The sequence below is a fragment of the Streptomyces sp. NPDC000348 genome, from assembly GCF_042898795.1.
Lineage (GTDB): Bacteria > Actinomycetota > Actinomycetes > Streptomycetales > Streptomycetaceae > Streptomyces.
Window position 1 is genome coordinate 788294 of the sequence record NZ_JBIAZD010000001.1, and the last position, 26189, is coordinate 814482.

Annotated in this window: 26 protein-coding genes and 1 tRNA gene; 12 read left to right on the forward strand and 15 right to left on the reverse strand. The window is 72.1% G+C overall.

Annotated elements, in window-relative coordinates; translation table 11 throughout:
* Positions 1-7: 7 nt before the first annotated feature.
* The 8 genes from traB to ACFY3N_RS03785 all read left to right on the forward strand — a co-directional run bounded on the left by traB (position 8) and on the right by ACFY3N_RS03785 (position 7985).
* Positions 8-2050, forward strand: coding sequence for a plasmid transfer protein TraB (traB, locus tag ACFY3N_RS03750; protein ID WP_390814984.1), 2043 nt, complete (start codon positions 8-10; stop codon positions 2048-2050).
* Positions 2051-2220: 170 nt separating this feature from the next.
* Positions 2221-2532, forward strand: a complete 312-nt coding sequence (locus ACFY3N_RS03755) for a hypothetical protein (protein ID WP_390814985.1) — start codon at positions 2221-2223, stop codon at positions 2530-2532.
* 87 nt (positions 2533-2619) lie between these two features.
* On the forward strand, positions 2620-3723 hold the full coding sequence (locus ACFY3N_RS03760) for a DNA cytosine methyltransferase (RefSeq protein WP_390814986.1): 1104 nt from the start codon (positions 2620-2622) through the stop codon (positions 3721-3723).
* Entirely contained in the window at positions 3720-4610 is an 891-nt protein-coding gene (locus ACFY3N_RS03765; protein ID WP_390814987.1) for a bifunctional DNA primase/polymerase, read from the forward strand. The genes ACFY3N_RS03760 and ACFY3N_RS03765 overlap by 4 nt, the downstream gene beginning before the upstream one ends.
* Positions 4607-5032 carry a hypothetical protein gene (locus ACFY3N_RS03770; protein ID WP_390814988.1) on the forward strand — a complete coding sequence of 142 codons (426 nt, stop codon included), beginning with the start codon at positions 4607-4609 and terminating at the stop codon, positions 5030-5032. Before ACFY3N_RS03765 ends, ACFY3N_RS03770 begins: the two co-directional genes overlap by 4 nt.
* Positions 5029-6177 carry a DUF3631 domain-containing protein gene (locus tag ACFY3N_RS03775; protein ID WP_390814989.1) on the forward strand — a complete coding sequence of 383 codons (1149 nt, stop codon included), beginning with the start codon at positions 5029-5031 and terminating at the stop codon, positions 6175-6177. Before ACFY3N_RS03770 ends, ACFY3N_RS03775 begins: the two co-directional genes overlap by 4 nt.
* 182 nt (positions 6178-6359) lie before the next feature.
* A complete protein-coding gene (locus tag ACFY3N_RS03780) occupies positions 6360-6548 on the forward strand; it encodes a helix-turn-helix transcriptional regulator (RefSeq protein WP_390814990.1) in 189 nt (62 codons plus the stop codon).
* Positions 6549-6617: 69 nt separating this feature from the next.
* Entirely contained in the window at positions 6618-7985 is a 1368-nt protein-coding gene (locus ACFY3N_RS03785; protein ID WP_390814991.1) for a tyrosine-type recombinase/integrase, read from the forward strand.
* 163 nt (positions 7986-8148) lie between these two features.
* On the opposite strand, the gene ACFY3N_RS03790 is transcribed toward ACFY3N_RS03785, so the two are convergent.
* Positions 8149-8230: transfer RNA gene (locus tag ACFY3N_RS03790), tRNA-Tyr, on the reverse strand.
* A 235-nt stretch (positions 8231-8465) separates the two neighbouring features.
* Between ACFY3N_RS03790 and ACFY3N_RS03795 the strand changes: the two genes are divergently transcribed.
* The gene (locus ACFY3N_RS03795; protein WP_108708220.1) at positions 8466-8954 is read left to right on the forward strand and encodes a YajQ family cyclic di-GMP-binding protein; all 489 of its coding nucleotides are present in this window, start codon (positions 8466-8468) and stop codon (positions 8952-8954) included.
* Between the two features lie 121 nt (positions 8955-9075).
* Here ACFY3N_RS03795 and ACFY3N_RS03800 read toward each other — a convergent pair whose 3' ends face one another.
* The 14 genes from ACFY3N_RS03800 to ACFY3N_RS03865 all read right to left on the reverse strand — a co-directional run bounded on the left by ACFY3N_RS03800 (position 9076) and on the right by ACFY3N_RS03865 (position 22023).
* Complete coding sequence (locus ACFY3N_RS03800) at positions 9076-9342, reverse strand: GlsB/YeaQ/YmgE family stress response membrane protein (protein ID WP_390814992.1); 267 nt, start codon at positions 9340-9342, stop codon at positions 9076-9078.
* 449 nt (positions 9343-9791) lie between these two features.
* On the reverse strand, positions 9792-10358 hold the full coding sequence (locus ACFY3N_RS03805; protein WP_390814993.1) for an SMI1/KNR4 family protein: 567 nt from the start codon (positions 10356-10358) through the stop codon (positions 9792-9794).
* A gap of 128 nt (positions 10359-10486) precedes the next feature.
* On the reverse strand, positions 10487-10879 hold the full coding sequence (locus ACFY3N_RS03810; protein ID WP_390814994.1) for a YccF domain-containing protein: 393 nt from the start codon (positions 10877-10879) through the stop codon (positions 10487-10489).
* Positions 10876-11739 carry a zinc metalloprotease HtpX gene (gene htpX / locus ACFY3N_RS03815; RefSeq protein WP_390814995.1) on the reverse strand — a complete coding sequence of 288 codons (864 nt, stop codon included), beginning with the start codon at positions 11737-11739 and terminating at the stop codon, positions 10876-10878. Before htpX ends, ACFY3N_RS03810 begins: the two co-directional genes overlap by 4 nt.
* 260 nt (positions 11740-11999) lie before the next feature.
* On the reverse strand, positions 12000-13499 hold the full coding sequence (locus ACFY3N_RS03820) for an NADH-quinone oxidoreductase subunit N (RefSeq protein WP_390814996.1): 1500 nt from the start codon (positions 13497-13499) through the stop codon (positions 12000-12002).
* Positions 13496-15124, reverse strand: a complete 1629-nt coding sequence (locus tag ACFY3N_RS03825) for a NuoM family protein (RefSeq protein ID WP_390814997.1) — start codon at positions 15122-15124, stop codon at positions 13496-13498. Before ACFY3N_RS03825 ends, ACFY3N_RS03820 begins: the two co-directional genes overlap by 4 nt.
* Before the next feature lie 6 nt (positions 15125-15130).
* Complete coding sequence (locus ACFY3N_RS03830; protein WP_390814998.1) at positions 15131-17128, reverse strand: NADH-quinone oxidoreductase subunit L; 1998 nt, start codon at positions 17126-17128, stop codon at positions 15131-15133.
* On the reverse strand, positions 17125-17532 hold the full coding sequence (gene nuoK, locus ACFY3N_RS03835) for an NADH-quinone oxidoreductase subunit NuoK (protein ID WP_390814999.1): 408 nt from the start codon (positions 17530-17532) through the stop codon (positions 17125-17127). Before nuoK ends, ACFY3N_RS03830 begins: the two co-directional genes overlap by 4 nt.
* Positions 17532-18155 carry an NADH-quinone oxidoreductase subunit J gene (locus ACFY3N_RS03840; protein ID WP_390815000.1) on the reverse strand — a complete coding sequence of 208 codons (624 nt, stop codon included), beginning with the start codon at positions 18153-18155 and terminating at the stop codon, positions 17532-17534. The genes nuoK and ACFY3N_RS03840 overlap by 1 nt, the downstream gene beginning before the upstream one ends.
* The gene (locus ACFY3N_RS03845; protein WP_390815001.1) at positions 18152-18727 is read right to left on the reverse strand and encodes a NuoI/complex I 23 kDa subunit family protein; all 576 of its coding nucleotides are present in this window, start codon (positions 18725-18727) and stop codon (positions 18152-18154) included. The genes ACFY3N_RS03840 and ACFY3N_RS03845 overlap by 4 nt, the downstream gene beginning before the upstream one ends.
* Positions 18728-18729: 2 nt before the next feature.
* Complete coding sequence (locus ACFY3N_RS03850; RefSeq protein ID WP_390815002.1) at positions 18730-19698, reverse strand: NADH-quinone oxidoreductase subunit H; 969 nt, start codon at positions 19696-19698, stop codon at positions 18730-18732.
* Positions 19695-21026: an NADH-quinone oxidoreductase subunit C gene (locus ACFY3N_RS03855; RefSeq protein WP_390815003.1), complete on the reverse strand. Its 1332-nt coding sequence runs from the start codon at positions 21024-21026 to the stop codon at positions 19695-19697. The genes ACFY3N_RS03850 and ACFY3N_RS03855 overlap by 4 nt, the downstream gene beginning before the upstream one ends.
* On the reverse strand, positions 21023-21640 hold the full coding sequence (locus ACFY3N_RS03860) for an NADH-quinone oxidoreductase subunit B (RefSeq protein ID WP_390815004.1): 618 nt from the start codon (positions 21638-21640) through the stop codon (positions 21023-21025). The genes ACFY3N_RS03855 and ACFY3N_RS03860 overlap by 4 nt, the downstream gene beginning before the upstream one ends.
* Positions 21631-22023, reverse strand: a complete 393-nt coding sequence (locus ACFY3N_RS03865) for an NADH-quinone oxidoreductase subunit A (protein WP_390815005.1) — start codon at positions 22021-22023, stop codon at positions 21631-21633. The genes ACFY3N_RS03860 and ACFY3N_RS03865 overlap by 10 nt, the downstream gene beginning before the upstream one ends.
* Before the next feature lie 231 nt (positions 22024-22254).
* Between ACFY3N_RS03865 and ACFY3N_RS03870 the strand changes: the two genes are divergently transcribed.
* The 3 genes from ACFY3N_RS03870 (at position 22255) to ACFY3N_RS03880 (ending at position 25878) form a co-directional block, all read left to right on the forward strand.
* Positions 22255-23526 carry a sensor histidine kinase gene (locus ACFY3N_RS03870; protein WP_390815006.1) on the forward strand — a complete coding sequence of 424 codons (1272 nt, stop codon included), beginning with the start codon at positions 22255-22257 and terminating at the stop codon, positions 23524-23526.
* Between the two features lie 110 nt (positions 23527-23636).
* On the forward strand, positions 23637-24998 hold the full coding sequence (locus ACFY3N_RS03875) for a sensor histidine kinase (RefSeq protein WP_390815007.1): 1362 nt from the start codon (positions 23637-23639) through the stop codon (positions 24996-24998).
* A 208-nt stretch (positions 24999-25206) separates the two neighbouring features.
* Entirely contained in the window at positions 25207-25878 is a 672-nt protein-coding gene (locus ACFY3N_RS03880) for a LuxR C-terminal-related transcriptional regulator (protein ID WP_390815008.1), read from the forward strand.
* The last annotated feature ends 311 nt before the right edge of the window (positions 25879-26189 follow it).

The window sequence follows — 26189 nt, forward strand, 5'->3', positions numbered from 1 at the left end:
TACGACCATGGCACGCAAGTGGACCGACCAGGACGGCCGGGCGTACCCGCTCGCCCTCGCCACCGACACGAACACCGGCACGGGCGGCTCCGTCCGGGCGTACCTGCTGAACCGAGCCAAGCCGCACCTGCCCCCGTGGCTCGCCGTCGGCGGCGCCGGTCTCGCGGGGGCGCTGGGGAACTGGCGGTGGTCCGACAGTTCCGCGGCCGGCGTCGGGCTCACCCTCGCGTCGGTCGCTTTGACCGGCGTCACCTGGTGGGCCGGTAAGAACACCAGCTCACAGCGGCGCCTGCACTCCGCCATCACCGTGGCCGCCGGCTCCGCGTGGGTGACCGCCGCATGCCTGGCCGGTCCCACCGCCGGCCCGCTCGACGACCTGTATCTGATGGGCGGGCCGGCGCTGGCCCTGTCGTGGAACGTGCGAATGGTCCTGCGCCACAACGACGCCCCCGGCGAAAGCTCGGACAAGGGCCTGCTGGAGAAGGTGGGTCTGGCGCGGGCGCAGATCGGTGCGGCGAAGGTGGAACCGAACCGGGTCACCGCACCGGTTGCCCTCGCGCCCGGTGAGCAGACCAACGACGACATGGCCAAGGCACTGGGCAACATCGCCTCCGCCCTGGACCTGCCGACCTCCGCCGTCCGCTACACCCCCGACCCCGACTCCAACCGGCGCGGAGACCTGGTCATCGTCCCCGAAGACATGCTGGCCCAGACGGTGGAGTACGACGGCCCCTCCAACCTGGGCGGGTCGATCGCGGAACCGCTGGTGATCGGCCGGTACGACGACGGCGCGCCGCTGGTCATGTGGCTGCCCGGCGACCCGGACGCGGGCCGCAACTCCACCCACGCCCTCATCGCCGGCGGCACCGGCTCCGGCAAGGGCGACACCGCCCTGAACCTCCTGACCGAGATCCTGTCCCGCCGGGATGTGATCGTGTGGTTCTCCGACCCCAAGGCGTTCCAGGACTTCGCGCCCCTGCGGCCGGGCCTGGACTGGGCTGCGGAGGGCGGCGCACAGACGGAGGTCATGGTGGCCGCCGTCCAGGAGGTCATCCCCGCCCGCACCCGCTGGCTCGGGGCGCACGGCTACCGGCAGTGGGTGCCCGCTGCTGCGGAGCAGCAGACCGGCCCGGAGCACACCTGCCGCAGCGACGGCACGGCGTGCGGCTGTACGGGGATGCCGTTCCTGGTCACCTGGTTCGAGGAAGCCGCCAACACTCTCCGTGCGCTGGGCGACGATGCGTTCACCGGCATCGCGCAGGAGGCCCGGTCCGCGGGAATCTCGCTGATCGTGTCGCTTCAGCGGCCCTCGTACGACCAGATGTCCACCTCCACCCGCGCGTCGCTGCCGTCCGTGATCGCGCTCGGCTGCGACCCGCGCGATGAGGGGTTCTGTCTGCCGGACGAGGTGCTGGCCGCGGGTGCCCACCCGGGCGCGTGGGGCAACCGGCGGCCCGGTTACTGCTACGTCGTCTCGCCCGGTATCCCGGAGGACCGTTACCCGTCCCCGGGACGTACCCGCCGCTTCACCCACCGGGCCGTGCCGGTCATGGAGCTGCTGGCCACCTGGGCACAGCGCAACGGCGCCACCGCCGACCCGATCACCGCCGGGGCCGCGGTGGGCGTGGCCGGCACCGCCTACACCGGCCGGACCACTGCTGACGGACCGGCGGCGCTGCGGGCCGTCCGCGAGGAGGACGACATGAACCACGGTGGGCTGTTGGTCGACCCCGAGGACGCCGGAATCGACCCCGAGGCGGACCTGCCCGGGGCCGAGGAGGGCGACGACGCCCCGATCTTCGGGCAGGAGAGCGGCCACAAGCCCTCCCCCGAGGAGGCGCGGGAGCTGTTCGCCCGCGCGCTTCAGGAGTTCGAGGAAGAGGGCCGCATGATCGTCGGTCCGAAGGACTTCATGGACTGGTGCGAGCGGCACCACCTCTCCCGCCCGTGGGTCTCCGCGCGGCTCAAGGAAGCCGCCATCGAGGGGCGCTTGGAGCCGACGAACACCACCGGCCGGTGGCGCATCGTCCCCACCATGGCCGCCGCCTGACACCTGACACCGTCACGGCCGCCTGACAGTCAAACCCCTAGGCAGACGCGCTGTCATGCGCCCCTGACACCCGGCCGTGACACCCCCTGACACCCGCGTCTGACACTCCACCCGCACGGGCCCGCGCCACACGCTGGTGCGGGCCCGCGGCATACCCGAGGGAGCCCAACGTGACCCACCGCGACCCGCCGGGGATCATCGCCCCGCACATCCCCGCCGACACCTACCGCCGCGCCGAAACCGCCGGCGCCCCGGTCGTCATCGTCGTCCACCACACCGACCGCACCGGCCGCCCGCTGCGGCACTACCTGTTCCCGATCGCCGTCGCCGGCGCGGGAGTGATCGGCATCTTCGGACTCGTGGCCGCGTTCCTCGCGCTGCTCGACTTCGCCGCCCACACCGCCGCCGCCATCGGCGCCGCTGCCGGCCCTATCGGCATCGGCGGCATCGGTCTCCGGCTCGCCCGGGGCAAGCACACCTAGCTACGCCAAGGGCGGCCCCTCTCTCGCCAAAGAACCGGGGCCGCCCTTGTCCACCTGCCATCGACTGACCTGTGGAGGTCTCCCAGCATGACGCAACCCACCACCATCGGGCGAGTGTCCGGCTCGCCGCCGACGATCGTCGCCCTGTGTGCCGGCTACGGCGGACTGGAAGCGGCGATCCGGGCCCGCATCGGCGGCCAAGTCGCCGCCTTCGCCGAGAACGACCCGCACGCCGCGACCGTGTTCACCCACCGGCACCCCGGGGTGCCCAACCTCGGGGACATCCGCGCCGTCGACTGGGACCGCGTCTGGGACGTGTTCCGGCCGGACGTGATCGGCGCCGGTTTCCCCTGCCGCAACACCTCCAACGCTGGACGAAGGGACGGGATCAATGGGCAGTGGTCGCGGGTCTGGAAAAACGTCGCTGAGGCTGTGGGCCACCTTCGACCGCGCCTCGTCTTCCTGGAAAACGTGGCGGCGCTCCGCTCGCGGGGGCTGGACGTCGTCGCCGCGGACCTGGCCGCGCTCCGGTATGACCTCCGGTGGACATGCGTACGCGCTGGTGACCCCGAAACCGGCGCCCCTCACGAACGCGACCGCTGGTTCGCAGTTGCCCATCCCGCTGATGCCGACCCCCACCAGCTCGGACGGCACTGGCGGCCCCGGAACCTCGCCGAAGCGCAAGGGCGGGATGAACCTCCGCACTGCGGTGACGAAGCTCCCGGCGCCCTCGGAGTCGTGAGCCTGCTGCCCACACCAGCGGCCCGCGACTGGAAGTCCGGCGCGTCGAACCTGCTCGACCGCAACGCCCGGCCGCTCAACGAGGTGGCCGTCAACCTGCTCGCCAACGTCGACACCACGCCGTCCGGGCCGGTCCCGCTGGACGAACGGTGGGTGGCCGCCGATGGCACCGACTACGGGCCCGCCGTCCGTCGGTGGGAGCGCATTACCGGACGGCCGGCGCCGTGCCCGACCGAACCGGGCACCCGCGGCAACCGGCGCCTGTCACCGCTGTTCACCGAATGGATGATGGGCCTGCCCGAAGGATGGGTCACCGCCGTGCCCGGCATCCCCCGCAAGGAACAACTCAAGATCCTCGGCAACGGCGTCGTGCCCCGCCAGGCCCACCACGCCTACGGCCTGCTGCTCGGCACGACTGCGGCCAAGCCGGCGGGGGAGGTGGCGGCATGAGCGAGGACCTGACGCGCGCCGCTCTGAACGCTGCCGAGCGAGGTTGGCGGGTGTTCCCGCTTCGTCCCGGCAGCAAGGTTCCCGCACTGCACGGTGAGAAGACGTGCACCGGCACCGGGCCGTGCGCAGCTGGCCATCGGAAGTGGGAGCAGCGCGCCACCACCGACCCGGACCGCATCCGCGCGGCCTGGTCTCGGGCGCCGTTCAACGTCGGCATCGCCACCGGCCCGTCGGGGTTGGTCGTGGTCGACCTGGACACGCCCGAGCACAAGGGCAGTTCGGACGCGCCTGACGGCGCGGCAACCTTCGCAGCGCTCTGCGAGCGCGCCGGCCACGCCGTCCCCGACACCTACCGGACCCGGACCGCAAGCGGTGGGACGCACCTGTACTTCACCGCCCCGCACGGCGTCCAGCTGCCCAACACAGCCGGTACCGTCGCGGACGCCGTGGATACCCGTGCGTGGGGCGGCTACGTCGTCGCCGCGGGCAGCACCCTCCCCGCCGGACAGTACGAAGCGCTGAGCGGCTCTGTGACCGCACCTCTCCCCGGATGGCTGCTCACCATCCTGCAACCGGCCCCTGCGCGGCCTACGGGACCGTTCAGGCGCCCGGCAGTCGACGGCAGCCGGGCGGCCGTGGCCGCGCTGGAAGCCGAGTGCGCCGTCGTGGCCGCCGCGCCGGACGGGTTGCGCAACACCACGCTGAACCGCAGCGCGTTCAAGGTGGGGCGGTTCGTCGCATGGGGCGACCTCCCCCGCAACGTGGCAGAGGACGCCTTCCAAGCAGCAGGGGAAGCGGTGGGACTCACCGCTGCCGAGTGCCGCACCACGATCCGCAGCGCCCTGGACAGCTCCCTGCGCACCGCCCGGCCACGGGAGGCGGCATGAGCACCCCGCCCCGCCCCCGCTTGGAAGGCCAACCGGCCCCGACCACCGGCCCGCGCGCCGCCGGACCGAGCAGCGCCCGGTCGGCCGTGGGCGAGCCGGCAGGCGCCGCCCGTCAGGGCGTCGTCACTGCTTTTCGTTCGAACCGGTTCCCCGCCGACGGAGCGCACCCCAGTGCCGACCCGACGCCGGAGCGGCCCGGTCTCCGCATCTACGCCCCGCCGGTCTACCGCCACCACTACGACGGGGCCCGCTGGTCCACCCGGCACGGTGGCATCCCCACCGCCGCCTACGCCTGCCCCTGCGGACAGACCGCCACCGCCCGCGGACAGGACGCCGTGGCCGCGCTGGTCACCGAGTACGCCGCCCACCGTTCCGGCTGTGCCGGAACCCCCGCCACGCCGGAACGGAGGAACGCCGCATGACCCCTACCACCATCGATGGGGCCGCGCTGCTGGACGAGGTGGAAGCCTTCCACCGACGGTTCAACGTCTTTCCCACCGAGGCCGCGTTCGTCGCCGTCGCGCTGTGGGACGCTCACGCGCATCTGCTCGACTGTTTCGACTCCACCCCGCGCATCGCCTTCCTGTCCCCCGAACCAGGGTCCGGCAAGACGAGGGCGCTGGAGATCGTAGAGACGCTGGTGCCGCAGCCCATGACGGCCGTCAACGCCTCCGCCGCCGCCCTGTTCCGGTCCGTCTCCGCCGGCACGGGCAAGCCGACGATCCTGTTCGACGAGATCGACACCGTCTTCGGACCGAAGGCGGGGGACAACGAGGAGTTGCGCGGGTTCCTCAACGCTGGACACCGCCGCACCGGGGTCACGTACCGGTGCATCGGCGATGGCGGACAGCAGACCGTTCAGGCTTTCCCGTCGTACTGCGCGATCGCGGTCGCCGGTCTCGGCTCACTGCCGGACACGATCCTGAGCCGTTCCGTCGTCATCCGTATGCGGCGCCGGGCGAGGAACGAGAAGGTGGAGCCGTTCCGGGCCCGTGTCCATGAAGCCGAGGGGAACGCGCTGCGGGACCGGCTCGCCGCGTGGGCGGAGCAGGCACGCGGGGACGTCATGGGGGCGTGGCCGGACATGCCGGACGGGGTGACCGACCGGCCGGCGGACGTGTGGGAACCCCTCCTCGCCGTCGCCGACGCGGTCGGTGGCCACTGGCCCGAACGGGCTCGCCAAGCGTGCGTGACCCTGGTCAAGGCGTCCAAGGCCAACGACAAGGGCAGCCTGGGCGTGCGGCTGCTGACCGACCTGCGCGACCACGTCATGGTCGGTATCGACCGCCTGCCTACCGTCGCCATCCTGGACCGGCTCAACGCCCTCGATGACGCCCCGTGGGCGGACTTGAACGGCAAGCCGCTCGACAACCGGCGCCTGTCGCGGATGCTCGCGGAGTACATGACGGCCGACAACGAGCCGATCGCCTCCCGCAACATCAAGACCGCCGGGAGCGTGCTCAAGGGCTACTACGCCACCGATCTGCACGACGCATGGCAGCGCTACTGCCCCCCACCCCCGGAAAGTCCGCTACTTCCGCTACCGGGCACCGAAAACGCCGCCTGACCAGCCACAACGGGGTAGCGGCAAACGTCACCGCGTGCCGCTACCCCGCCGCTACCTATCCGCTACCGCTACCCCTTCCCGCTACCCCCGACAGGCCCCTGAACTGCGAGGTAGCGGCGGTAGCGGAAGTAGCGCCCCTCAGAGGGACCCCCGACGCCCTTTCCCGAGAAGGAGTCACCACCTTGGCCAGCACCAAGATGCTCAAGCTCCCCGAAGTTCTCACCGAGATCGGCATGAGCCGCGCCGCCTTCTACCGCATGCGTGCCCGCGGGCAGGCGCCGCGGCTGGTGAAGCTGCCCAACGGTCACCTGCGGGTTCGCCGCAACGACCTAGACGACTGGCTCAGCAACCTGGACAGCCCCGCCTACTGAACACATCGGCTCACCGACACCACCCCAGGGGCCCGGCTCATGCTGGGCCCCTTCCCACGAAAGGTTCCGATGGGGAAGACGTACGACGTTCGGATTTGGTCCGTCCGGCAACGGAAGGACCGCGGACAGACCTCTGCAGAACTCCGCTGGAAGACGGGCGAGACTCCGCACTCTCAGACGTTCCGCACCAAGACCCTCGCGGACGGCCGACGCGCCGAGCTGCTGCGGGCGGCGCACGCTGGCGAGCCGTTCGACGAGTCCACCGGGGTGCCGGTCTCCGAGCTGCGGAAGCGCAACGACGTGAGTTGGTACCAGCACGCACGTGAATACATCGAGATGAAGTGGCAGCACTCCCCCGGCTCGACGCGTCGGACGCTCGCGGAAGCCATGGCCACGGTGACGCCGGCGCTTGTCACGAACACCAAGGGAATGGCCGACGCCAAGACCGTGCGGACAGCTCTCTATAGCTGGGCGTTCAACATGAGCCGCCGTGATCAGGAACTCCCGGACGACGTGGCCGCCGTGCTGGCATGGTTCGAGCGCAAGTCGCTGCCCACGTCCGCTCTGGCCGACCGGATGCACGTGCGCGCGGCTCTGGACGCCCTGACCAAGAAGCTGGACGGGACCACGGCGTCCGCGTCGACCATCCGGCGGAAGCGAGCCATCTTCCACAACGCCCTCGGCTACGCCGTCGACGCCGGTCGCCTGACGGACAACCCTCTGCCACAGGTGCAGTGGAAGGCTCCGGAGCAGGTAGCGGAGGAACTGGACCCCGCCTCGGTGCCAGACCCCCGGCAGGCTCTCGCGCTGCTCGATGCCGTACGGACGCAGAGCCCTCGCGGGCGGCGCCTGGTCGCGTTCTTCGGCTGCATGTACTACGCGGCGGCACGGCCAGCGGAAGTCATCGGTCTCCGTCTCCAGGACTGCGACCTGCCCCGGCAAGGGTGGGGCACTCTGCGACTCCGAGAGACCCGCCCGCGCTCGGGTTCAGCCTGGACGGACAGCGGTGAGGCACACGACCGGCGCGGGCTCAAGCACCGGCCCCGGAAAGCAGTCCGCACCGTGCCGATCCCGCCCGATCTCGTGAGCCTGCTCCGGTGGCACGTCACCGCATACGGCGTCGCTCCCGACGGGCGGCTGTTCCGGACGCAACGCGGCGGGCTCATCCAAGACACCGGATATGGCGAGGTGTGGGCAGAGGCCCGCACACGCGCTCTCACGCCCGCTCAGTGCGCTTCGCTGCTGGCGAAGCGCCCATATGATCTACGCCACGCCGCCGTGTCCACGTGGCTCAGCTCCGGTGTGGAACCGCAGGAGGTGGCCGCGCGCGCCGGCCACAGCGTGGCCGTGCTGTTCCGGGTGTACGCCAAGTGCCTGGACGGCGGTGCGGCCACGGCGAACGCCCGGATCGAGCGGGCGCTGAGGAACGGCGGCTAGGAGGGCCGAGGCTGCCCCACGCCTGCCCCACACGGACTGGTCAGCACCCGAATCAGGGTGAGACACACTGGGAAAAAGCGCCTATAGCGACCAGATCGCGCCCGTGAACGCCGAAAGGGCCTGCGATCAGCATTGCTGCTGGTCACAGACCCTTTCGGTCTTGTGGCGGCGCCAGGATTCGAACCTGGGAAGGCTGAGCCGGCAGATTTACAGTCTGCTCCCTTTGGCCGCTCGGGCACACCGCCGGGGTTGCTGCCGTCGAACCGCCTTTCGGCGGTGCTCCCTGGCAACGACGTAAACAATACCCGATGGACAGGGGTGCTTCGCCACCTGATTGATCGCCGCCCGGGGGCCCGGGGGTGACTAGGCTGGTCCGGATGCGGCCTGGGACCGATGCCGGGCTCGGGGGCCGCTTCACGTACGCCGGTACGCATCCGGTGCGCAGCCCGGTACGCACCCTGATACAAGGAGCCACAGGACATGGCCGACTCCAGTTTCGACATCGTCTCGAAGGTCGAGCGGCAGGAGGTCGACAACGCCCTCAACCAGACCGCCAAGGAGATCTCGCAGCGCTACGACTTCAAGGGCGTGGGTGCCTCGATCTCGTGGTCCGGGGAGAAGATCCTCATGGAGGCGAACTCCGAGGACCGGGTGAAGGCTGTCCTCGACGTCTTCCAGTCCAAGCTGATCAAGCGGGGCATCTCCCTGAAGGCCCTGGACGCGGGTGAGCCCCAGCTCTCGGGCAAGGAGTACAAGATCTTCGCGTCGATCGAGGAGGGCATCTCCCAGGAGAACGCGAAGAAGGTCGCGAAGATCATCCGCGATGAGGGCCCGAAGGGCGTGAAGGCCCAGGTGCAGGGCGACGAACTGCGGGTCAGTTCCAAGAGCCGTGACGACCTGCAGGCCGTCATCGCGCTGCTCAAGGGCAAGGACTTCGACTTCGCGCTGCAGTTCGTGAACTACCGGTAGGTCCGGCCGACCGGTCCGGGACCGGCGCGTTGGCGTGCCGGACGGGCACGGGGGAGGGTGGGCACCCGCGCGGTGACCACCCTTCTCGCCTGCCGGCCGCGGTCCGGTGCGCGGTGGCCGGTCAGTTCCGGGAGTGGCCGAACAGGATGCGGTAGGCGATCAGGAGGACCAGCGAGCCGCCGATCGCGGCGGCCCAGGTGGCACCGTCGTAGAAGTCCTTGGTGATCGGGTGGTCGAGCCAACGTGCCGATATCCAGCCGCCGATGAACGCACCGGCGACGCCGATCAGCGTCGTGCCGATGAGGCCGCCCGGGTCGCGGCCGGGCAGCAGGAACTTCGCCACCGCTCCGGCCAGCAGTCCCAGAATGATCCAGCTGATGATCGTCATGCCGCGTACCTGCCCTTTCCTGCCGCCCCCCGCACCATGAGAGACGTCACGCGTACACCTGCCGGTTGCAGGTGATCACCGGGGTGCGGCCCTCTGCCGGACGCGTCCTGCGCCGCGCTGCGCCGCACGCTCGGCGTCGGCGGTGCCGTGGTCATCGGTCTCGGCCCGCTCGATTCACGGCCGGTGACACGGGTGGTGCCGACGGTGGGGCTCGCCGGGTGCCCGGTGCCGGCGTTCTCGCTGCCGTGGGCGCGGGGGTGCCGGTGGTGGTTGCCCATGGCGTACGGCGGGGGTTGAGGACGGGCGGTGGCCGGTGGCCGTGGTGGGCCCCCGGGGCGAGGGAAGCCGTGCTCACGGGTGCGGCGGGTCTCCCGGGTGCGTCCGGTCCCTCGGGCCTCGCTTTCCCGGACGTTTTTCCGGGGTTCCGCGGCGGTCTTCGCGGAGCCCGGTCAGGACGCCGGTGACGGCGTCCCGCGGCCTGCGGAACCGGTCCAGGGGGCCAGGTCCGTCCCCTCGTTCTCCTCCTCGTACCAGCCCGTGCCCCGGACCCAGGAGCGGAGCCAGTCCGCGAGGCCGGGCGCGTCGAGGAACCAGGCACGGTCGGGGTCGCCCGGGTTGGGTTCGAAGAGGAGGACGGTGGCCCGGGGCGAGCGGCAGTCGACGCAGGCGTACATGCCGCAGCCCCAGTGGGATATGGGCAGCATTCCCTCGGGCCAGGGCCAGTCGGGGTCCTCGCGGCCGCTCCTGCGGCGGGCGAGGTACTGGGCCACGGCGGCTGGTTCACCGGAGGGCGCGCTGTCCAGCAGGGGCAGCAGTCCGTACTCGGGGCCGAAACCGCCGTCCGCTATGCGCAGATAGAGCGCGGCGAGCAGTGGGGGCAGGGTGAAGCCCAGCGTGGCCTCGGCGCGTGCCAGTGTGGCCGCGTCGACGGGATCGGGGAGGGAAGGCCAGCCCCATGGGCGGGTGTTGCGGGCCTTGTCCGCCACCCGGGTCAGCAACTGCTCGTGCTCGGTCATGGGTTCATCATGCGGGCCGCCACTGACATGCGTGCGGGCCTGTGGACAACCTCCGGGTTGTGGACAACCTCCGGGTTGTGGACGACGCCTGGGTCGTGCCGTGGCCGCCGGGGGCGTCCACCGACTCGTCAGCGCTGCGTGAACGGCTGGTCGGTCCGCACGATTTCGCGGCCCAGCGGGAACAGCGAGACCGGGATCAGCTTGAAGTTGGCGATGCCGAGCGGGATTCCGATGACCGTCACGCACAGGGCGATGCCGGTGACGACGTGGCCGAGCGCCAGCCACCAGCCCGCGAGGAGCAGCCACAGCACGTTGACGAGGAAGGAAGGGGCTCCCGCGTCCCGGCGCTCGACCGTCGTGTACCCGAAGGGCCACAGGGCGTAGAGGCCGATGCGGAAGGCGGCGACGCCGAAGGGGATGCCGATGACCGTGATGCAGAGCAGCACGCCCGCGAACAGGTAGCCGAGGAACAGCCAGAAGCCGCTGAAGACGAGCCATATGAGATTCAGGATGGTCTTCACTGGTGGTGACCTGCCATCTTCTCGAGCCGGGCGATGCGTTCCGCCATCGGCGGGTGGGTGGAGAACATTTTCGAGAGCCCCTGTCCCGGACGGAACGGGTTGGCGATCATCATGTGGCTGGCCGTCTCGATGCGGGGCTCGGGGGGCAGGGGGAGCTGTTTGGTGCCGTGTTCCAGCTTGCGCAGGGCGCCGGCGAGGGCGAGCGGGTCGCCGGTGAGCTGGGCGCCGGAGGCGTCGGCCTCGTACTCCCGGGAACGGCTGATGGCCAGCTGGATGAGGGACGCGGCGAGCGGGCCGAGGATCATGATCAGCAGCATGCCGAGGAGGCCGGGGCCGTCGTCGTCGTCCGAGCGGCCGATCGGGATCAGCCAGGCGAAGTTGACCAGGAACATGATCACGGAGGCGAGGGCTCCGGCGACCGAGGAGATCAGGATGTCCCGGTTGTAGACGTGGCTGAGCTCGTGGCCGATGACGCCGCGCAGCTCCCGCTCGTCGAGCAGGCGCAGGATGCCCTCGGTGCAGCACACGGCGGCGTTGCGCGGGTTGCGGCCGGTGGCGAAGGCGTTGGGGGCCTCGGTCGGGGAGATGTACAGCCGGGGCATGGGCTGGCGGGCCTGGGTGGAGAGCTCGCGGACCATGCGGTACAGCCCCGGGGCCTCGAACTCGCTCACCGGGCGGGCGCGCATCGCGCGCAGGGCCAGTTTGTCGCTGTTCCAGTACGCGTACGCGTTGGTGCCCAGTGCGATCAGGACGGCGACGACGAGACCCGCGCGGCCGAAGAAGCTGCCGATGACGATGATGAGTGCGGACAGTCCCCCGAGGAGGACTGCGGTCCTGAGCCCGTTGTGCCGGCGGTGCACGGTACGCCCTCCAAGTCGTGCGGCAGGGGACCCTCGCTTGCTGATCTTCCTTCTGACCTGCGCTGCCCACTGGTCTCGTGGTGTCACGTCCAGTGGACCCTCCCGTACCGGTCAACGCCAGGCGAGGGGCACTAGTTCCCTTGTGCGCGCGGTGGCGCGTGTCAACCGTCCGGGTGACGGCCGTCCGGAGCGTCCCGGGCGGCACGCGCGCGTGGGCGTGCCCCGGCCGTACGCGCGCGTGCGGAACGCCCCGCAGGCTGTCAGAAGAGCCCGGTGTCGGTGAAGCGCAGGACCAGCTGGGGTGCGCCGGACAGGGCGACGCCGAGGACGCCGGTCAGGGCGAGGGCGGCGGTGAGGGGGGCGGGGAGCCGGTGCCTCACCGGTTCGCCCTCGGGGGCGCGGAACAGCAGGGCCGTCCACTGGAGGTAGTAGACCAGCGCGATGACGACGTTGACGGCCATGACGACGGCGAGCCAGCCCAGTCCGGCGTCGACGGCCGCGGAGAACACGGTGACCTTGGCGAAGAGGCCGATGATGCCCGGCGGGAGTCCGGCGAGGCAGAGCAGGAAGAAGGCCAGGAGGAGCGCGGTGAGGGGGCTGGAGGCGTACAGGCCCCGGTAGTCGGCGACGCGGTTGAGGCGGTGCGCGCGGCCGACGAGGGCGGCCACCGCGAACGCGCCCAGGTTCACGGCGCCGTACATGAGGGCGTAGGCGACGGTGGAGCCGATCGACCTCTCGGCGTCGCCGGAGTACGCGGCGGCGGCGATCGGCACCAGGAGGTAGCCGGCCTGGCCGACGGACGACCAGGCCAGGAGGCGTACCGCGCTGTACGCGCGTGCGGCCCGCTGCCGGAGGGCGCCGACGTTGCCGACGGTCATCGTGAGGGCGGCCAGCGCGGCGAGGGCGGGGCCCCAGACGTCGGCGTAGGACGGCAGGGCGACGACGGTGACGAGGATCAGGCCGGAGAAGCCGACCGCCTTGCCGATGACCGACAGGTAGGCGGCGATCGGCAGGGGGGCGCCCACGTAGGTGTCGGGGACCCAGAAGTGGAAGGGGACGGCGGCCGTCTTGAAGGCGAAGCCGATGAGGGTGAGGACGACGCCGGTCTGGGTGAGGGTGTGGAGCTGTCCGCCGACGTCCTGGACGCGTTCGGCCACCAGGGTGAGGTGGAGGGTCCCGGTGGCGGCGTAGACGAAGCTGATGCCCAGCAGGCTGACCGCGGTGGCGGTGACGGAGGACAGGAAGAACTTCAGGGCCGCTTCGGAGGACCTCCGGTCGCCGTGCCGCAGGCCGACGAGGGCGAAGGCGGGCAGGGAGGCGACCTCCAGGGCGACGACGAGGGTCGCGAGGTCGCGGGAGGCGGGCAGGAGGGCGGCGCCGGCCGCGGAGGAGAGGAACAGGAACCAGTACTCGCCCTCGGGGATCCGCTTGCCCTCGTCCTTCAGGGCGGTGACGGACAGGAGGGCGGACAGCAGGGCGCCGCCGAGGACCAGGAACTGGATGACGAGGGTGAAGCGGTCCGCGGTGTAGCTGCACACTCCGGTGTCGCCGACCAGGCAGAAGGTGCTGCGGTCGGCGTCCAGGAGGGGCAGCAGCATGAGCGTGGCGGCGGCGAGCCCGGCCACCGAGAGCCGGCCGAGGAGCGGCTTCCTCGCCTCGCCGACGAACAGGTCGGCGACGAGCACGACGAGTCCGACGACCGCCGCGATGGTGGGCGGCGCGATGGCCAGCCAGTCGACGGACTGGACGAGGGAGCTCATCGGGTGCCTCCTGCGAGGAGCTGCTGCACGGCCGGGTCGGTCAGTCCGAGGAGGGCCCCCGGCCAGAGCCCGGCGACGACGGTGAGGACGACGAGCGGGGTCCAGGCCGCGAACTCGTGGGAGCGCACGTCGGCGAGGTGCGGGGCGTCCTGGGGTGCGGCGCCCATGCAGACCCTGCGGACCACGATCAGCAGGTACGCGGCCGTCAGCAGGGTGCCGAACGCGCCGATGGCCATGAAGGTGAGGAAGGCGGGGCGGCTGAGGCCTTCGGCGGGGTCGAAGGCGCCGAACAGGGCGAGCATCTCGCCCCAGAATCCGGCGAGGCCGGGCAGACCGAGGGAGGCGACGGCGGCGAACGCGAGCAGGCCGCCGAGGCGCGGGGCCCTGCCGTAGAGGGCGGCGCCGGTCTCGGAACGATCCGGCGCGGCGGAGCCGCTCGTTGAGGGGCGGTGGTCGGGCGACGGGAGGGCGAGGGTGTCGAGGTCGGTGCTGCCGGTGCGGTCCTTGAGGGCGCCGACCAGGAAGAACAGCAGGCCGGTGATGAGGCCGTGGGCGATGTTGGCGAACAGCGCGCCGTTGACGCCGGTCGGGGTCATGGTCGCGATGCCGAGGAGGACGAAGCCCATGTGGCCGACGGAGGAGTAGGCGATGAGGCGCTTGAGGTCGCCCTTCGCGCCCGGCCTGGCGAGGGCCAGACAGGCGAGGGACCCGTAGATGATCCCGACGACGGCGAACGCGGCGAGGTACGGCGCGAAGGTGCGGAAGCCGTCCGGGGCGGCGGGCAGCAGGATCCGGACGAACCCGTACGTGCCCATCTTCAGCAGGACGCCGGCGAGCAGGACCGAGCCGACCGTCGGCGCGGCGGTGTGGGCGTCGGGCAGCCAGCTGTGCAGCGGCCACATCGGGGTCTTGACCGCGAGCCCGACGCCGATCGCCAGAACGGCGATGACCTGCACGGATGTGGCCAGTGACCGGCCGTTGTCAGTGGCGAGTGCCACCATGTCGAATGTGCCCGCCTCGATTCCGATCAGGAGCAGGCCGAGCAGCATGACCACGGAGCCGAGCAGCGTGTAGAGGATGAACTTCCAGGCGGCCTCGGCCCGGTCCCCGCCGCCCCAGCGGGCGATGAGGAAGTACATCGGGACGAGGACCGTCTCGAAGGCGAGGAAGAAGAGGACCAGGTCGAGGACGGCGAAGGTCGCGAGGGTGCCGGACTCGAGGACGAGCAGCAGGGCGACGAAGGCCTTCGGGGACGGTCCCGCGGGCGGCTTGAAGTACGAGTGGAGCGCGCAGAGGAAGGTCAGCAGCGCGGTCAGGACCAGAAGGGGGAGGGAGATGCCGTCGGTGCCGAGGTGGATGCGCACGTCGAGTGCGGGGATCCAGCTGATGTCGGTCGTGGCCTGCATCGTCGACGGCCGGTCGTGGTCGAAGCCGAGCGCGAGGACGATCGCCGCGATGAGGATCGCGCCGGTGACGGTCACGCCGTGGCGGAGCACCGCCTGGTCGGGTGACTTCCCCTTCAGTCCGGGCGGGGCCGGCAGGAGAGCGGCGGCGGCGCCGAGGAGCGGGCCGACGACGAGGAACGCCAGAAGGAACCGCATCACGGACTCGTTGATATCGATCACGCCTGCTCACGCTCCCGTGGCGACGAGGACGACGGTGACCGCGAGGACGACGGTACCGGCGAGCAGCGCGCTCACATAGGTCTGCAGATTGCCCGTCTGGGCCCGTCGTACGGCGGCGCCGAGCCAGCGGGGCAGCGTGCCCGCGCCGCGTACGTAGGTTTCGACGACCTCGCGGTCGAGGAACCGCACGAGGCTCGCACCGGCCCGGACCGGGCGGACAAAGAGGGTCGTGTACACGGCGTCCAGGTGGAAGCCGGCGGCCGCGTGCCGGTGCAGCGGGCCGAGCAGCAGCCGCCCGGGGTCCGACGGGTCCGCCGCGGACGCGATGTTCCCGTAGGCCGGTTCGTGGCTGGCGATGGCCTCCGCCTCGACCAGTCCGGCGTCGCCCTCGGGGTGGGCGGCGACGGCGCCGAGGGGGACGCGGGCCGCCGCGTGTGCGGTGGTGTGCCGCCAGGTGGCGTAGGTGATGATGCCGCCGGCCAGGGCCACGCCCGTGCCGAGCACGGACGTGGTGAGGGTCGGGGTCAGGTCGTGGCCGTCGAACCAGTCGGGCAGGACGCGGAAGGCGAGACCGCCGAGCGCGAGGGACGGTACGGCGAGCACCCACAGCACCACGGTCATCGTCAGCGGCTGCCTGCCGTGGTCGGGCGCCTCGGCACCGTACCCGCGGAAGGCCAGCAGCCACAGGCGCATCGCGTACGCGGCGGTCAGCAGGGCGGTGACGAGGCCGGCGAGGAGGACGATCCACCCCGCTGCGGCGGGTGCGTGTCCGGTGTGGCCGGTGACGACGTGCTCGGCGGCCCCGAGGACGGCCTCCTTGGAGAAGAAGCCGCTGAACGGCGGGATCGCGGCGAGCGCGAGGAGCGCCACGGTCATCGTCCAGTAGGCGTCGGGGACGCGGTCGCGCAGGCGGCCCATGCGGGACATGGCGGCCAGCGAGTTGGTGCCGGCGGCGTGGATGACCACGCCGGCGGCGAGGAACAGCAGCGCCTTGAAGGCGCCGTGGGACAGGAGGTGGAAGACGGCGGCGCCGCGGTCGGCGACGGCGAGGGCGCCGGTCATGTAGCCGAGCTGGCCGATCGTCGAGTAGGCGAGGACGCGCTTGATGTCGTCCTGGGCGAGAGCGGCGAGCGCCGAGCCGGTCATGGTCACGGCGGCCATGACGGCGAGGACGGCCATCGCGGCCTGCGAGGCCTCGAAGAGCGGGAGGAGACGGGCGATGAAGTAGATGCCGGCGGCGACCATGGTCGCGGCGTGGATCAGCGCGGAGACGGGGGTCGGGCCCGCCATCGCGTCGGGGAGCCAGGTGTGCAGCGGGAACTGCGCCGACTTGCCGGCCACGCCCGCCAGGAGCAGCAGGGCGATCAAGGTGGGGTGTTCGATGCCGCCGCTCGCGACGGCGCCGAGGATCCGGGTGATGCGGAACGACCCGGTTTCGGTGGCGAGGGCGAACAGGCCGATGAGGAAGGGGACGTCGCCGAGCTTGGTGACCAGGAAGGCCTTGAGGGAGGCGGCGCGGGCCTCGGGGGTCTCCCAGTAGTGGCCGACGAGGAAGTAGGAGCAGATGCCCATGACTTCCCAGCCGACCAGCAGGACCATCAGGTCGCCGGAGTAGACGACCAGGAGCATCGCGGAGGTGAACAGGGAGACGAGGGCCGCGTAGGAGGGGTAGCGGGGGTCGTCGCGCAGGTAGCCCGTCGAGTAGATCTGCACGCAGGTGGCGACGACGGTGACCAGGACGGCGGTCAGTGCGGCGAAGCCGTCGATGTGCAGGGCGAGTTCGATCGGGACCGAGCCGGTGGGCGTGAGTTCGGTCGCGGCGTCGACGGCCTGGCCCCCGCCCTGGCGCCAGGCGACCGTGGCGGCCAGTGCGAGGGAGGCGAGCACCGGCAGGACGGCGAGCGGGCGGACGAAGCCGGGGGCGGTGCGTCCCAGGAGCAGCCCGGCGAGCGCGCCGAGGAACGGAAGGAGGGGGACGAGGACGGCGAGGGTGGTCGTGGTCACGCGGTGGCCTCGGCCTTCTCGCCGGCCGTACGGGGCGCGGGGGCTTCCAGGCCGGCGGCGTCGCCGTCGGGGCCGTCGGGCTCGTGGCCCTCGGCGGTGTCGCGGAGCTTGTCGATGTCCGAGGTGCCGCGGTTGCGGTACACGGCGAGGACGATCGCCAGACCGATGCCGATCTCGGCGGCGGCGATGGCGATGGTGAACAGGGTGAGGGCCTGGCCGGAGTGCAGGGTGTCCGCGGCGGTCCGGCTGAGCCAGACGTCGAAGGCGACCAGGTTCAGGTTGACGGCGTTGAGCATCAGCTCGACCGACATCAGGACCAGGATCGCGTTGCGGCGGGCGAGGACGCCGTACAGGCCGGTGCAGAAGAGGAGGGCGGACAGGACGGCGGGATAGGCGAGGTGCATCAGCGCGCCCCTTCCGTGTCGCGCCGGGTGTCCGTCGCGCCGGACGCGGCGTCGGCCTTCGCCTTGCGGGACAGGACGATCGCGCCGACGAGGGCGGCGAGGAGGAGGACGGAGAGGGCCTCGAAGGGGAGGACCCAGTGCTGGAAGAGACTCGCGCCGGTCACCTCGGTGGAGCCGGCGGGGGCGCCGTCCAGATCGATCCAGGTGGTCCGGAAGGCGTCCACGACCACCCACACCAGGGCCGCCGCGGCGGCGACGGCCACGGCGAGGGCGACCCGGCGGTTGCCGGAGTCGGCGTCCGGTGAGCGGCCGATGGGGGCCCTGGTGAGCATGAGTCCGAACAGGAGGAGGACGACCACGGAACCGACGTAGATGAGGACCTGCACCCAGGCGATGAACTCGGCGGTGAGCAGCAGGTATTCGACGGCGAGGCCGCCGAGGGCCACCACCAGCCACAGGGCGGCGTGCACCAGTTGCCGGGTGGTGACGGTGATGACGGCGGCCCCGAGGGTGACCAGGCCGACGAGGAGGAAGGCGATCTCCACGCCGGTCGGGGAGAGGAAGCCGTGCGTCCCGGCGGTGGTGGCGTGCGCGGCCGTTCCCGCGGCTGCGGCGAGGGTCACGACTCCTCCTCCTGCGGTTCGGCCCGGGCGGCGGCGAGCTTGTCGGCGGTCTTGCGGGCGGCGGCGAGTTCCTTCGGCTCCTCGGCGCCGGGGTCGAGGGCGGGCGGGGCCGGGACGGTCCACATCCACTCGCGGAGCTTGTCGCGCTCGTGGGTGAGGTCGCGGATGTCGGTCTCGGCGTACTCGAACTCCGGGGACCAGAACAGGGCGTCGAAAGGACAGACCTCGATGCAGATACCGCAGTACATGCACAGGGAGAAGTCGATGGCGAAGCGGTCGAGGACGTTGCGGCTGCGTTCGCGGCCGCCGGGGGCCGCCGCCGGGACCGTCTCCTTGTGGGAGTCGATGTAGATGCACCAGTCCGGGCACTCGCGGGCGCACAGCATGCAGACCGTGCAGTTCTCCTCGAACAGGCCGATCACCCCGCGGGTGCGGGGCGGGAGGTCGGGCTGGGTGTCCGGGTACGGGGCGGTGACGGACTTCCTCGTCATCGTCCGCAGGGTGACGGCCAGGCCCTTGGCCAGGCCGGAGCCGGGGATGCGGGGCCGGGTGGGCGGGAGGGGCTCGGCCATGGTTACCGGATCACCACCTTGACGATGCCGGTGAGGGCGATCTGGGCGAGGGACAGGGGGACGAGGAGGGTCCAGGAGAGCTTCTGGAGCTGGTCCTCGCGCAGCCGGGGGTAGGTGACGCGGAGCCAGATGACGACGAAGGCGAGGACCGCGGTCTTCAGCAGGGTCCAGACCCAGCCGAGTCCGTCGGCGCCCCAGGGACCGTGCCAGCCGCCCAGGAACAGGACGGTGGTCAGGCCGCACAGGACGACGATCCCGGCGTACTCGGCGAGGAGGAACAGGGCGAAGCGCAGGCCGGTGTACTCGGTGTACGCGCCGAAGATGATCTCCGAGTCGGCGACCGGCATGTCGAAGGGCGGGCGCTGGAGTTCGGCGAGGCCGGCGACGAAGAAGACGAGCGCGCCGGTGATCTGCCAGGGCACCCACCACCACTCGAAGGCGTCGAGGATGCCGACGAGGGAGACCGTGCCGGCCGCCATCGCCACCGAGGCGGCGGTGAGCAGCATCGGGAGTTCGTACGCGAGGAGCTGGGCGGCGGTGCGCAGGCCGCCGAGGAGGGAGAACTTGTTGGCGGAGGCCCAGCCGGCCATGAGCGAACCGAGGACGCCGACTCCCATGACGGCGAGGACGAAGAACACGCCCGCGTCGATCACCTGGCCGACCGCGCCCTCGCCCGGGCCGATCGGGACGGCCAGCAGGACGAGGAGGTACGGGAGGAGGGCGACGGCGGGGGCGAGCTGGAAGATACGCCGGTCCGCGCCGGCCGGGACCACGTCCTCCTTCTGCGCGAACTTCACACCGTCGGCGATGAGCTGGGCCCAGCCGTGGAAGCCGCCGGCGTACATCGGGCCGAGGCGGCCCTGCATGTGGGCCATCACCTTGTGCTCGGTCTGACCCACGATCAGGGGGAAGGTGAGGAAGACCACGAACACGACCAGGAGTCGCAGGGCGACGTCGAGCGCGTCGTTCACCGCGGGCCTCCTGAGGGGTCTTCGGGGGTGGGGGTCTCGGGGCCGCCTTCGGTATCCGCGCCGGTCCCGGGGGCCGCGTCGGCCGCGCGGGCCGGCCCGGAACCGGCTTCGGCGTCGGCTTCGGCGCCGGCTTCGGGCTCCGCGCCGGTCTCCGGAGCCGTGTCCCCTCGGGGCTCGCGGTCCGGGCCGGCGGCGGGCTCCGTTTCCGCCTCGGGCCGGGCGAAGGCGGGGCGGGCGTGGTGCCAGGGAGCGTCCGGGCTGCGCGGAGCGGCGGGAGGCTTCGGGTCCCGGCGGTCCTCGGCGGGCCCCGGGGCGGGCTCACCGCCCGCTGCCGCGGGTTCACCGGACGCTGCCGCGGGTTCACCGGACGGCGCCGGAGCCCTCGACGCGGCGCGCCGGCTCGCGGACCCCTCGGACGCGGTGCGCGCCCGGCGGGAGCCGCCGGCCTCGGGACCGCCGGCCGCGGGGGTGCCGGCCGCGGGGGTGCCGGAACGCTGCGACGCCGATCCCTCGCTCGCGCTCCGCGCGCGTCGTGCGGGGGCAGCGGCCGGCTCGGGGCGCGCCTCCGCCGCCTGACTCGCGGAGCCCTCCCCCGCCGTACGGGTCCGGCGCGGCTGGGCGGGAGACCCGGCGGCCGCCTGACTCGCGGAGCCCTCCCCCGCCGTACGGGTCCGGCGGGGGCGGTCTCCTGCCGCGCCTGCCGCCGCCCTGCCCGGGCCGCGGGCCGGGCGGGCCGGGGCCGGGGGGAGCTGGCCCTTGAGGGGGCCCCACTCGTTCGGGTCGGGGACGCCGGGGGGAAGCATCTGGCGGCGCTTGGGGCCGCCGTGCGCTGCACCCTCCGCGGGCTCCCCGGGCTCCTTCGCACCGGGCCAGGCCTTGGCGACCCGGGCCGCGAGGACGAAGTCCTTGCGCAGCGGATGACCCTCGAAACCGTCCGGCAGGAGCAGGTGGTCCAGGCCCGGGTGGCCCGTGAAGTCGACGCCGAACATCTCGTGCGTCTCGCGTTCGTGCCACGCGGCGCCCGCGTAGACGTCCACGGCGGAGGGCAGCGTCGGAGCCTCGTGCGGCACCGTGGTGCGCAGCAGCAGGCGCCGCACCGGGGCCAGGGCGGCGACGTGCGCCGTGACGCGGAACCCGGTGCCGGGTTCGTCGACCGCGCTCAGCCAGTCGAAGAAGGTGCAGCCGGCCCGGTCGCGCGCGGCCTCCAGCGCGGTGATCCAGGAGGCGGGCGGTACGTCGACGGTCAGGACGCCGTACGACTCCTCCGCCGTGGCCTGCGCGCCGAACAGTTCCTCGGCGCCGGCGGGGAGCCAGCCGACCGCGGTCATCGGCCCTCCTCCTCACCGGACGGCGCCGGCGGCCGTACCGGCCCGCTCTGCAGCGCCGCCGCCGACGGCCGCCCCGCGCCGGAGGCGGAGCCGTACCGCTCCCCCAGCGACTCCCGTGCGATCTTCTCCTGGAGTTTCAGGATCCCCTGGAGCAGCGCCTCGGGCCGGGGCGGGCAGCCGGGCACGTAGACGTCGACCGGGATGATCTGGTCCACGCCCTTGGTGACGGAGTAGGAGTCCCAGTACGGGCCGCCGCAGTTGCTGCACGCGCCGAAGGAGATGACGTACTTGGGCTCGGGCATCTGCTCGTACAGGCGCTTCACCGCGGGCGCCATCTTGTCCGTGACCGTGCCGGAGACGACCATCAGGTCGGCCTGGCGCGGCCCCGGCGCGAAGGGGATGACGCCGAGGCGGATGAAGTCGTGGCGGGCCATCGACGCGGCGATGAACTCGATCGCGCAGCAGGCGAGGCCGAAGTTGAAGACCCACAGCGAGTAGCGGCGGCCCCAGTTGAGGACCACTTTCATCGGTTCGGGAGCCAGCCGGGCGAGCGCGCCCAGCCGCTTCGGTTCCGGAAGCAGGACGGGCTCGGGGACGGCAGGGTTCACGTCCATGTCAGGACGCCCTTCTTGTATGCGTACAGCAGGCCCACGGCGAGGAAGCCGAGGAAGATGAACATCTCCACGAGGGTGGCCGCGCCGTAGCCGTCGGCGGCGAAGACGGTCGCCCAGGGGAAGAGGAAGATCGAGTCGACGGCGAAGATCACGTAGAGGAAGGCGTAGACGTAGTAGCGGACCTGGGTGTGGGCCCAGCCCTCGCCGACGGGGTCGACTCCGCACTCGTACGTCAGGAGCTTCTCGGGCGTGGGGACCACCGGCCGCAGCAGGCGTCCCGCCCCGAAGGCGACGGCGACGAACAGCACGCCGACGACGGCGAGCAGTCCGACGACCGAGTAGGACTGGAAGTAGTCCGCCGCGACGACGGTCGTTTCCCGCACGTCCGCCCCTCACTCCCTTGATCGGTGCTCTGGCCCGTGCCTGTGCCGTGCCCTCGATCCGTGCCGGTGAACGTCACGGATCGACGATCTGTACGCACGGGAGTCTAGGCCCTGATAAATGCACCGTAAGCAGCCCGTCACCGCTCGGCACGCGGGGGTGGGGTTTTCCTCAGTGCGTCCTGGCGGCCCACCTCATGGCGCGGGCCCCCGGCTCCGGGCACGCTGGTGCCCATGACCGAACCATTCACGAATCCGGGGACGTCCGTGACGGCGGTCCCGGAACCGGCCGGGCCCGGCGACCGCCCGCCACCGGCCCGTTTCGCGTACGACGCGCACACCTGGAAGGAGATCGCCCACCTCCTGGCGAACCTGCCGGTGTCGCTGGCCGGCTTCGTCTACACGGTGACCGTGCTGTTCACCGGCGTCGGGCTGACCGTCACGGTGGTCGGGTTCCCGCTGCTCGCGCTCGGACTGACGGGTGCGCGGCTGCTGGGCAGGGCGGAGCGGGCGCGGGCCAGGAAGCTGCTCGGGGTGCGGGTGGAGGAGCCGAGCCGGCTGTCGATGCGCGGTTCCGGGGGGTTCTGGCCGCGGCTGTGGCTGGCGGTCAAGGACCCGGTGGGCTGGCGCACCGTCCTGTACGAGCTGATACGGCTGCCGTGGGGCGTGCTCACCTTCGTCGTCACGCTGGCCGGTCTGTTCGTGCTGTGGCCGGTGCTGCCGTTCGTCGTGCGGGGCCTGGCCAACGCGGACCGGGCGATGGTGCGCGGCCTGCTGTCGCCCTCCGACGAGCTGGAGCGGCGCATCGCCGAGCTGGAGTCGGACCGCGGGGTCGTGGTGGACACGGCGGCGGCGGACCTGCGGCGCATCGAGCGCGACCTGCACGACGGGGCCCAGGCCCGGCTGGTCAACCTGGCGATGGGGCTCGGGCTGGCCAAGGAGAAGCTGCTGGAGGATCCCGAGGCCGCGGCGTCGATGGTCGACGAGGCGCACGGCGAGGTGAAGCTGGCGCTGCAGGAGCTGCGGGACCTCGCCCGGGGCATCCATCCCGCAGTGCTGACCGACCGGGGCCTGGACGCCGCGCTGTCCTCGGTCGCCTCGCGGTGCACGGTGCCGGTGCAGGTGGCGGTCGACCTGGACGAGCGGCCGGCCGCCGCCATCGAGGGCATCGCCTACTTCACCGTCTCGGAGCTGCTGCAGAACGTCAGCAAGCACAGCCGGGCCCGGTCGGCCGCGGTGGACGTGTGGCGGTCGGAGGGCCGGCTGCTCATCCAGGTGCGGGACGACGGGCGCGGGGGCGCGAGCCTGGACGGCGGGACGGGCATGCGGGGCCTCGCCGACCGGCTGGGCGCGGTGGACGGTCTGTTCGTCGTGGAGTCGCCCGAGGGCGGTCCGACGACGGTGACGGCGGAGCTGCCGTGGCGGGACCGTTCCGGTGCCCCGGCCGAGGAGACGGGCAGGACCAGGAGGGCGCCCGAGGAGGCGTCCGTCCGCGGCCGGGGGTAGGGAAAACCCCCCGCCCAGGACTGCGACGCCCTCCATGGTCCGCCGGACCGCGGCGGAGGAGTCTGGAGGTACGACAGCACAGCCGCCGGACGAGGAGAAGGACGAAGCCGATGGCCACGGAGTACGGACAGGGCTACGGGTTCCCTGCGGAACCCGGGTGCCCCGGGCACGCCGAGGGGCGGCGGCACCGGCTGCCGGCCGCGCTGCGGGCACCGGTCGAGGGACGCACCTGGCGCGAGCTGGGATACGTGCTGCTGAGCCTGCCGATCAGCATCCTGCTGTTCACCTACGCGGTCACGACGGTGTCGCTGGGCGCGGGCCTGCTGGTGACGTTCCTCGGCGTCCCGGTGCTGGCGGCGGCGCTCGCCGGCTGCCGCGGGTTCGGGGCGGTGGAGCGGGCGCGGGCCCGGGGGCTGCTGGGCCTGGAGGTGGCCGAGCCGGAGCCGCTGCGGATGAGGCGGCAGGGGTTCATGGCGTGGATCGGGGCCGTGCTCAAGAGCGGCGCCTCCTGGCGGGCCCTGCTGTACGCGGTGCTGCAGCTGCCGTGGGCGGTGCTCTCCTTCGTCGTCGGCGTGACCGTCTGGTCGGTGGGCTGGTCGCTGCTGACCTATCCGCTGTGGTTCTGGGTCCTGCCGACGTACGGCGGGCAGGACGGCATCCAGCTGTACGGCGACGAGCAGCGCCAGATCTTCCTGGACAACCCGTTCGAGATCACGGTGACCGCGGGAGTGGGTCTGCTGTTCACCCTCGCCACGCCGTGGATCGTGCGGGCGCTGACGATGGTGGACCGGGTGATGGTGCACGGGCTGCTCGGACCGTCGCGGCTGGCCACGCGGGTGGTGGAGCTGGAGTCGGACCGCGGGGTCGTGGTGGACACGGCGGCGGCGGACCTGCGGCGCATCGAGCGCGACCTGCACGACGGGGCACAGGCCCGGCTGGTGGCTCTGGCCATGGATCTGGGGCTGGCGAAGGAGAAGCTGCGGGAAGACCCGCAGGTCGCGGCGCGGATGGTAGACGAGGCGCACGGCGAGGTGAAGACGGCGCTGCAGGAGCTGCGGGACCTGGCCCGGGGCATCCATCCGGCGGTGCTGACCGACCGGGGCCTGGACGCGGCGCTGTCCGCGGTGGCCTCGCGGTGCACGGTGCCGGTGCAGGTGGAGGTGGACCTGACGGAGCGGCCCGCGTCGGCCATCGAGGGCATCGCCTACTTCACCGTCTCGGAGCTGCTGCAGAACGTCAGCAAGCACGCGCGGGCGACCCGGGCGGCCGTGGAGGTGTGGCGGACGGAGAACCGGCTGATGCTCCAGGTGGTGGACGACGGCGTGGGCGGCGCCGACGTGTCCGAGGGTTCCGGACTGGCCGGGCTGGCGGAGCGGCTGGACGCGGTGGACGGGATCCTGGTGGTGGACTCCCCGGCCGGCGGCCCGACGCGGGTGACCGCCGAGCTGCCGTGGCGGGCGGAACGGACATGATGAGGGCGGCCCGGCCCCACTGACGGGACCGCTTCACCGACGGAACCGGTGGGCGGGCGCGAGGCCGCGGCCTCGCGCCCGCCCACCGCGACGGGGCCCCGATCGCGCTGTCCCGCCCCGTCCCCCGCCGGATGCTGGAATGCTGGACCCGATCACCGGGCCCGCCACGGGGGCGGGTCCGGATCAGGCGCATGGGGGGCCGAGGATCGTGGAGGACAGGGTGCGGGTGGTCATCGCCGAGGATTCGGTGCTGTTGCGGGAGGGCCTGACCCGGCTGCTGACCGACCGTGGGCACGAGGTCGTGGCCGGTGTCGGTGACGGTGACGCGTTGATCAAGACCATCACCGAGCTGGACGGGGAGAACCTGCTCCCGGACGTCGTGGTGGCCGACGTACGGATGCCGCCGACGCACACGGACGAGGGGGTGCGGGCCGCGGTGCAGTTGCGCAGGACGCATCCGGGCGTCGGCGTGCTGGTGCTGTCGCAGTACGTGGAGGAGCGCTACGCCACGGAGCTGCTCGCCGGTTCCAGCCGTGGCGTCGGCTATCTGCTCAAGGACCGGGTGGCCGAGGTCCGTGAGTTCGTGGACGCGGTGGTGCGGGTGGCCCGGGGCGGCACCGCGCTGGACCCCGAGGTGGTCGCGCAGCTGCTGGGGCGCAGCCGCAAGCAGGACGTGCTCGCCGGACTCACCCCGCGTGAGCGGGAGGTCCTGGGGCTGATGGCGGAGGGCCGGACGAACTCGGCGATCGCCAGGCAGCTGGTGGTCAGCGACGGCGCCGTGGAGAAGCACGTCAGCAACATCTTCCTGAAGCTGGGACTGTCCCCGAGCGTCGGCGATCACCGGCGGGTGCTGGCCGTTCTCACCTACCTCAACTCCTGAGCGAGGACGTCCCGACGTCGTGTCCACCATGCGAATGACCCGGGGAAGGCGCCCCTCACGGACGTAGGGTTTATGCGGGGAAGGCCTGTGGGAAGGCCGTCCCGGACAGCCGCCTCGAGGAGGTCCAGTTCAGTGACCAGTCAGGTCAGCAGTCCAGCGGAGCAGGCCGACGGAGCAGTCGTGGGGGAGCAGCGCACGGCGACGGGCGCGAAGGACGTCCGCCGGCTGGACCGGGTGATCATCAGGTTCGCCGGGGACTCGGGTGACGGGATGCAGCTCACCGGTGACCGTTTCACCTCGGAGACCGCGTC